The 6,358-nt window shown below is 37.8% G+C and carries 8 protein-coding genes and 2 tRNA genes; 6 read left to right on the forward strand and 4 right to left on the reverse strand.

The window, feature by feature from the left end; genetic code table 11:
• The 3 genes from QZ413_RS03255 to QZ413_RS03265 all read left to right on the forward strand — a co-directional run.
• Window positions 1–630 (forward strand): linear amide C-N hydrolase (locus QZ413_RS03255; protein WP_297076322.1); only part of this gene is annotated, 630 nt, incomplete at its 5' end.
• An 88-nt stretch (window positions 631–718) separates the two neighbouring features.
• Window positions 719–976 (forward strand): hypothetical protein, encoded by a 258-nt coding sequence (locus QZ413_RS03260; RefSeq protein WP_297076325.1) that lies wholly within the window; start codon window positions 719–721, stop codon window positions 974–976.
• 12 nt (window positions 977–988) lie between these two features.
• Window positions 989–1,147, forward strand: coding sequence for a hypothetical protein (locus QZ413_RS03265; protein ID WP_297076327.1), 159 nt, complete (start codon window positions 989–991; stop codon window positions 1,145–1,147).
• 168 nt (window positions 1,148–1,315) lie between these two features.
• Here QZ413_RS03265 and QZ413_RS03270 read toward each other — a convergent pair whose 3' ends face one another.
• Window positions 1,316–1,762: a GNAT family N-acetyltransferase gene (locus QZ413_RS03270; RefSeq protein WP_297076330.1), complete on the reverse strand. Its 447-nt coding sequence runs from the start codon at window positions 1,760–1,762 to the stop codon at window positions 1,316–1,318.
• A 127-nt stretch (window positions 1,763–1,889) separates the two neighbouring features.
• Between QZ413_RS03270 and QZ413_RS03275 the strand changes: the two genes are divergently transcribed.
• Window positions 1,890–2,840 (forward strand): nucleoside hydrolase, encoded by a 951-nt coding sequence (locus QZ413_RS03275; RefSeq protein ID WP_297076333.1) that lies wholly within the window; start codon window positions 1,890–1,892, stop codon window positions 2,838–2,840.
• Window positions 2,841–2,895: 55 nt separating this feature from the next.
• Here the strand turns inward: QZ413_RS03275 and QZ413_RS03280 are convergent.
• From QZ413_RS03280 to QZ413_RS03290, 3 genes are all read right to left on the reverse strand, one after another.
• Window positions 2,896–2,967, reverse strand: a tRNA-Gln gene (locus QZ413_RS03280).
• A 7-nt stretch (window positions 2,968–2,974) separates the two neighbouring features.
• A tRNA-Tyr gene (locus QZ413_RS03285) sits at window positions 2,975–3,055 on the reverse strand.
• Window positions 3,056–3,158: 103 nt separating this feature from the next.
• Window positions 3,159–3,953 (reverse strand): LysR family transcriptional regulator, encoded by a 795-nt coding sequence (locus QZ413_RS03290; protein ID WP_297076336.1) that lies wholly within the window; start codon window positions 3,951–3,953, stop codon window positions 3,159–3,161.
• A 108-nt stretch (window positions 3,954–4,061) separates the two neighbouring features.
• Here QZ413_RS03290 and QZ413_RS03295 point away from each other — a divergent pair, with 108 nt between their 5' ends.
• Both QZ413_RS03295 and QZ413_RS03300 read left to right on the forward strand, forming a co-directional pair.
• Entirely contained in the window at window positions 4,062–4,571 is a 510-nt protein-coding gene (locus QZ413_RS03295) for a DUF4865 family protein (protein ID WP_297076338.1), read from the forward strand.
• Between the two features lie 140 nt (window positions 4,572–4,711).
• Window positions 4,712–6,160 (forward strand): catalase, encoded by a 1,449-nt coding sequence (locus QZ413_RS03300; protein WP_297076340.1) that lies wholly within the window; start codon window positions 4,712–4,714, stop codon window positions 6,158–6,160.
• Window positions 6,161–6,358 lie beyond the last annotated feature (198 nt).

The raw sequence follows: 6,358 nt of genomic DNA on the forward strand, positions 1-6,358 counted from the left end.
CTTGCAGTGATCGATCAATCAACCCAAAACTCGATGCTTGATTTACCTGGTTACTTACCATTGCATCAAATGTTTACAGACAAAAATGGTGATTCGATCGTCATCGAAGCGTTAACAAACGGTGAATTACATGTTTATGAACAAACTACAGATACCATCGCCAATAGTCCAACATATGATTGGCATATCACGAATTTGCGCAATTATGTCAATTTGAGCGACTATACCAAACCACAACTCCAGCTTGGAGAATTTACGATAAAAGATATTGAAAGTGGTTCTGGTTTACATGGATTGCCTGGTGATTATACGAGTCCATCGCGTTATCTTAAAATCACATTGTTATCAAAAATGATGAAACAACCTCATCAAGAACAAGCACTAAATGAACTGTATACCGTATTTTGCTCAGTGATTATTCCTGAAGGGGTTGAAAAAGATTCGCCAACGCAATCGGATTATACCGCCTATTGGTCAGGATACGACTTGTCACAGTGTGAATTGAGAGTAAAACCAACCAAATCCAATACATTTACTAAAGTTACGTTGCAACAGCTACAAGAGCGATTTGGTAATCAAATTGCCACTGTTCCTATTAACTTAACTACCAATTTGTATCATGAGATTTAAAGAAAATGTTTTGAAATGATCTTTCTAACATAGCCCTTACCTGTTTATCGTTAGAGAGTTATTTAATATAAAAGAAGAGGTGTTTCATATGACAAACTATGAGAAAAAAGAAGAAAAAGTATTTGATAAGATCGCAGAGTATGTAGAAAAATTGGATGAAACGTTGACTACTTTAAATGAGCTAAACGAAGATACCGAGAAGAAACACCGCATCAAAAAATGGTATGAAAGTAAAAAGTCGGTTCATGAAATCAAACGTATTTTACATGAAGAAGGAAAATACGCGAAATACGATAAAGATGAAATGAACAAAATTGAAAAAGAATTTTCCGACTATCTTAATTAAGGAGTGTATGTGATGACAACAGAACGAGATGGAGCCAAAGAAAACCGTCGCTCATTTGAAGAAGCGAAAACAAAAACATCTTTTGAGGCAACAGTTGATAAAAATCGTGAACATGTGGCCATGAAAAAAGAAGAAAAAGCTGAAAAACGAGCAGAACGTGAACATAAATAAAAAGAGGCTGTGACAGAAGTGGTCAGCACCAAGAAATAAGCCGAATCATTCCGAGAATAGGTTCACCTATTTCGGTAATGGTTCGGCTTATTTCTAAAGGAGTTACTTCTGGAACGCCGTTTATTCTATTTAGAAGGGTGTGACATTCGTCACACCCTTCTCTTTTAATCAGAGTAGTTTTACTAGCAACAGATTTTGATCGAGGCTACGAAAACCAGCTTTACGATAAAAAGCTTCGGCGGGCACACCTTTATCCGTATTGAGTAGAATCGCATTCAATCCCATTTTGATAATTTCTTGTTCGATTTGAGTTAAAAAATAAGTTCCCACTTTTTGTCCTTGATAAGCAGGGGCAACACAAAATTGATCGATGACGTATTCCATGCCTTCGATCCAAGGCTTTTTGGTGCCCATGCTCAGCGCGATCGGTTGATTTTGATCCCATAAAATATATCCGAGAAAATAATTGTCCGCTCGAAAGCGAGCAAAAAAACGTTCGACTTGTTCACGGGACTCGTAAACATCGAACCAAGGTGCCCGAGTAAAGGTGTCAATAAATAAATCGATCACTTGTTCCGCATTACAGTCTTCAATTGTATCAAACGTATAGGTCATATTAGCGTTCTCCTTTTTCTTTTATTGTGGCAAATCTACATACTACTGTCTAGCCTTAATGGAATAGTTGACGTGAGCTTTCGATCGATGGTTTACTTAAGTCAATACATAAAAAAGGAGTTCGCTGATGAAAAAATTGATTTTAGATGTAGATACAGGGATCGACGATGCTTTTGCGATTCTCTATGCGCTAGCACAATCGCAACAAGCTGAATTGATTGGGATCACCACAAGTTTTGGAAATGTACAAGTGAAGCAAGCGACACAAAATACGTTGCAAATTTTAGAATTATTTCAAGCTGAGATTCCAGTCTATATCGGTGCAGATCGTCCTTTAGGAGCAACAGCGTATCGTGTGCCGTCTTCTTTTGAGCGTGTTCATGGGAAAAATGGAATTGGTGAGTATAGGTTAGATACACCTAAAACAAACCCGCAAACTCTGAATGCTTCTGAATTTTTGATTCACGCAGCAAGAACTTATCAAGAAGAATTGATTATCGTCACTTTAGGGCCACTGACAAATTTAGCGACCGCAATCAAAAACGCACCTGAAGTAATGCAAAATGTTGGGAAAGTGGTCTGTATGGCAGGCGCGATCACGCTACCTGGAAATATTACTCCATTTGCTGAAGTGAACGTCTATAACGATCCAATGGCTGCAAAGCTTGTTTTCGAACAAATCGATACGACGCTTGTTGGTCTTGACGTCACGTTGCAGACGATGATCACCCAAACCGAACTTCAACGCTTTGATATCAATGAAAAAACCGGAGCATTCCTAGCGCATATTGCAACGTATTATTATCAAAATGAATACGAAAGTCAAGAGTATGGGGGAGCTTTACATGATCCACTAGCGGTCGCGATTGCTCTAGATGAAAGTCTAGTTACAGAGACTTTTGCGATGAATCTTACAGTCGATACCAGTGGGATCGAAATTGGACGTATGACTGGGAATCTAGCGGAACTAAGAAGTACTCACAAGAGAACTACGGTATGTTTAGGGATCCAAGCAGACAAATTTGTCGAACGATTTATGAGCTCACTACTCGAATTTTCGGCTCATAATAACAAATAAATTAAAATTGAAATAACAAAAAAAGCATCGTAGATTTCTACGATGCTTTGACGTACTGGGGTAGCTGGATTCGAACCAACGCATGAGGGAGTCAAAGTCCCTTGCCTTACCGCTTGGCTATACCCCAATTAGAATGGAGGAGAGTGGATTCGAACCACTGAACCAAAAGGAACGGATTTACAGTCCGCCGCGTTTAGCCACTTCGCTACTCCTCCAAAACAGTACCTGAATAACAGGACTTATTCATAATACAATAACAATAAAAAAACGTCAACCCTATTTGATACTTTTTTTGAAATTTGTGAAAAAAGTAGAGCATTATACCATTGAATCTAGAATCAATGGGTGTGATAATGGCTTATTTTGTAGCGTATAGACAAAAACGGAGCTTTCTTTTTGCCAATTTCCCCACATCCTTAAGTTAGAATGTGTCTCGATAATTTTTTTTGGCAAAACTGCGCACATACCAGAATATTCTAACATCGCCATCATCATATCTAGCGTATCCACTTCGATCAATTGGATCGAGCTTGGTTCGTAATGTTCCAAAAGAGCTAATGTTTCTAGTCGATAAGGACACTTAGGATCACGATTGATTAAAAGTGTAGTAAACATTTCTGCTTTTTCTGATGTTTTCGCTTGTACTAAACAAATTTGTTCACAGACCGTTTGTTGAATGGTTACTGTTTGATTCGTTAGATGTTGGTTTAGGATCAAACAATCGACCGCTCCAGCGTATAATTGTTGGAGTAAAATTTTTGTGGAATCAATAAAAATGGTGTATTCAGGTTTAAGAAAATAAGCACGTAAATAATTATGTGCAATTGTTTGAGTAGTGCCGATTTTTAGTGTAGTCGGGGATGTGATGAACACAGATTCAATCTCGCTGTAAACACTTAGCAATTGCTTAGCATAATGTAAAAATTGTACTCCAGTTTCTGTTAATTGCATTCCTTTATTGTTTCGTTCAAATAATCGATGATCTAGCTCTTCTTCTAGACGTTTGATACGTTTACTGATATTTGACTGTGTGTAGCCTAAATTTTGAGCAGCTTGACTGACAGAATTCGTTTGTGCTACTTCGTAAAACATTTTGATATCGTTTAGTTCCAAAATAGTTCCTGCTCTCTAATTATTCCAATTTGGAATAAACATATGATTTACAACCATTATACACATAAAAAAAGACGCTGTATAATTTGACAAGAGAGGAGAGATACTATGAATGCAATGCAATATAAGATTACTTTACCAAATGATTACGATATGCAGATCATCAGAAATAGAGTAGCAGAGAATGGGATGAAAACAGATGGCTTTGAAGGTTTAGCACTAAAAGCCTATTTGATTATAGATCAAAAAGAGCGTAAAGAGTACGCGCCATTTTACTTGTGGGAACATACAGAGGGCATGAATCGATTTATTTTTGAAGGATTCTACGACAATATTTTGACCTCATTTGGCTGGCAACATATCAACATCGCGATCCCATTATGGACGGAGATTTCTACTAAAATCAAAGAAGCCCGTTATGTGATCGAGATCGAACAGGATATCAAGCGAACAAATAATATGCAAAAACCTCATTATTCATTACCCCATTTGGAATGCTTGGGTAAAGCAATAGTGTATAATCCGGATAAATGGAAATATGTCGAATTTTATTTTGTAAACGAACAACCAGAAGCAGTAGAATATAATATATATGAGGTCTTGCACATCTCTAAATAATTGAAAAACAAGCTAAACTCTTAGCTTGTTTTTTGTATAAAATAACATTTCAAAAATATTATTCGATTTTAAAAGGATTATCTTTGATGAAATATCCGATTTCAGGTACAGTTAAATTATAGCGAAAAGGAGGAATGTACATGGTAAAAGAATGGTTAACAACAGCAGATGGTGCTCCAGTTTACGACAATCAAAATTCAGCAACAGCAGGGGAATTTGGTCCAGTACTGATCCAAGATGTCCACTTGTTAGAAAAATTGGCACATTTTAATCGTGAACGGGTTCCTGAACGTGTCGTTCATGCGAAAGGTGCGGGAGCACATGGTGTATTTAAAGTAACGAATGATGTTTCGAAATACACGAAGGCAAGTTTTTTATCTGAAGTCGGAAAAGAAACACCTTTATTTGCACGCTTTTCAACTGTAGCAGGTGAACTCGGTTCTGCCGATACAGTTCGTGATCCACGTGGGTTTGCGGTGAAGTTTTACACGGAAGATGGTAACTACGATATCGTAGGAAATAACACGCCAGTCTTTTTTGTAAGAGACCCTCTAAAATTCCCAGACTTCATCCACACACAAAAACGTGATCCACGAACACATCTAAAAAGCCCAGATGCAGTATGGGATTTTTGGTCATTATCCCCAGAATCTTTACACCAAGTGACGATTTTGATGAGTGATCGTGGAATCCCGGCTACGATGCGTCATATGCATGGTTATGGTAGCCATACGTTCTTATGGGTCAATGAAGCAGGTGAAAAAACCTGGGTCAAATATCATTTTAGAACGAATCAAGGTGTGAAAAATCTTGATGTAAAAGTAGCGGCAGAGCTTGCTGGGTCCAATCCAGATTATCATATCGAAGACTTACACAATGCGATTGAAGCGCAAGATTACCCATCTTGGACCTTATGTGTACAATTGATTCCTTTTGAAGAAGCGCAAAAACGACCAGAATTATTATTTGATGTGACCAAAACTGTCTCACAAAAAGAATTTCCATTAGTTGAAGTCGGCACGATGACCTTAAACCGCAATCCTGAAAACTACTTTACTGAAGTGGAACAAGTCGCGATGTCACCAGGGCATTTAGTACCAGGAATCGAAACATCACCAGATAAATTACTACAAGGACGCTTATTTGCGTATGGTGATGCACATCGCTACCGTGTCGGAGCCAACTACTCTCAAGTTCCGATCAATAAACCAGTCAGTCCAGTCAACAACAATCAAAAAGACGGGTTTATGCGGATGGACAATGGTTCGACTTCAATCAATTATGAACCAAATAGCTTTAATGAAGTCAAAGAAAATCCAGCTGTCAAACCAGCTGGCTATGAAGTCCACGGTGAAATCGGGCATTATAGTTATGATCAAAACTTTTACACACAAGCAGGTGATTTGTATCGTTTGCAATCAGACGAGGCCAAAGAACGCTTGGTGCAAAATGTCGTTGATGCGATGACACCAGTTTCAAAAGACGACATCAAAAAACGTCAAATCTATCATTTCTACCAAGCCGATAAAGAGTACGGTACAAAAGTTGCTCAAGGTTTAGGGATGGAAGAAGTCATCAAAGAGTTTTAATAAGAGTGACTAAACGAGAGTTGAATTGATAATGATTCGGCTCTCGTTTTTTGTTCTTAAAAAAAGTATCCATCAGTTTCAACTTAAGCCATTAGTCTGATTATTTTTATCAAAGGGTATGTTTTAATACAGATAGGAGATAAAAAGGGAGCTGACTGAAATGAAATGGTTGAAACGTTTGTTACTAAGTATCAGTAT

This window comes from uncultured Enterococcus sp. (assembly GCF_913775425.1).
Lineage (GTDB): Bacteria > Bacillota > Bacilli > Lactobacillales > Enterococcaceae > Enterococcus_G.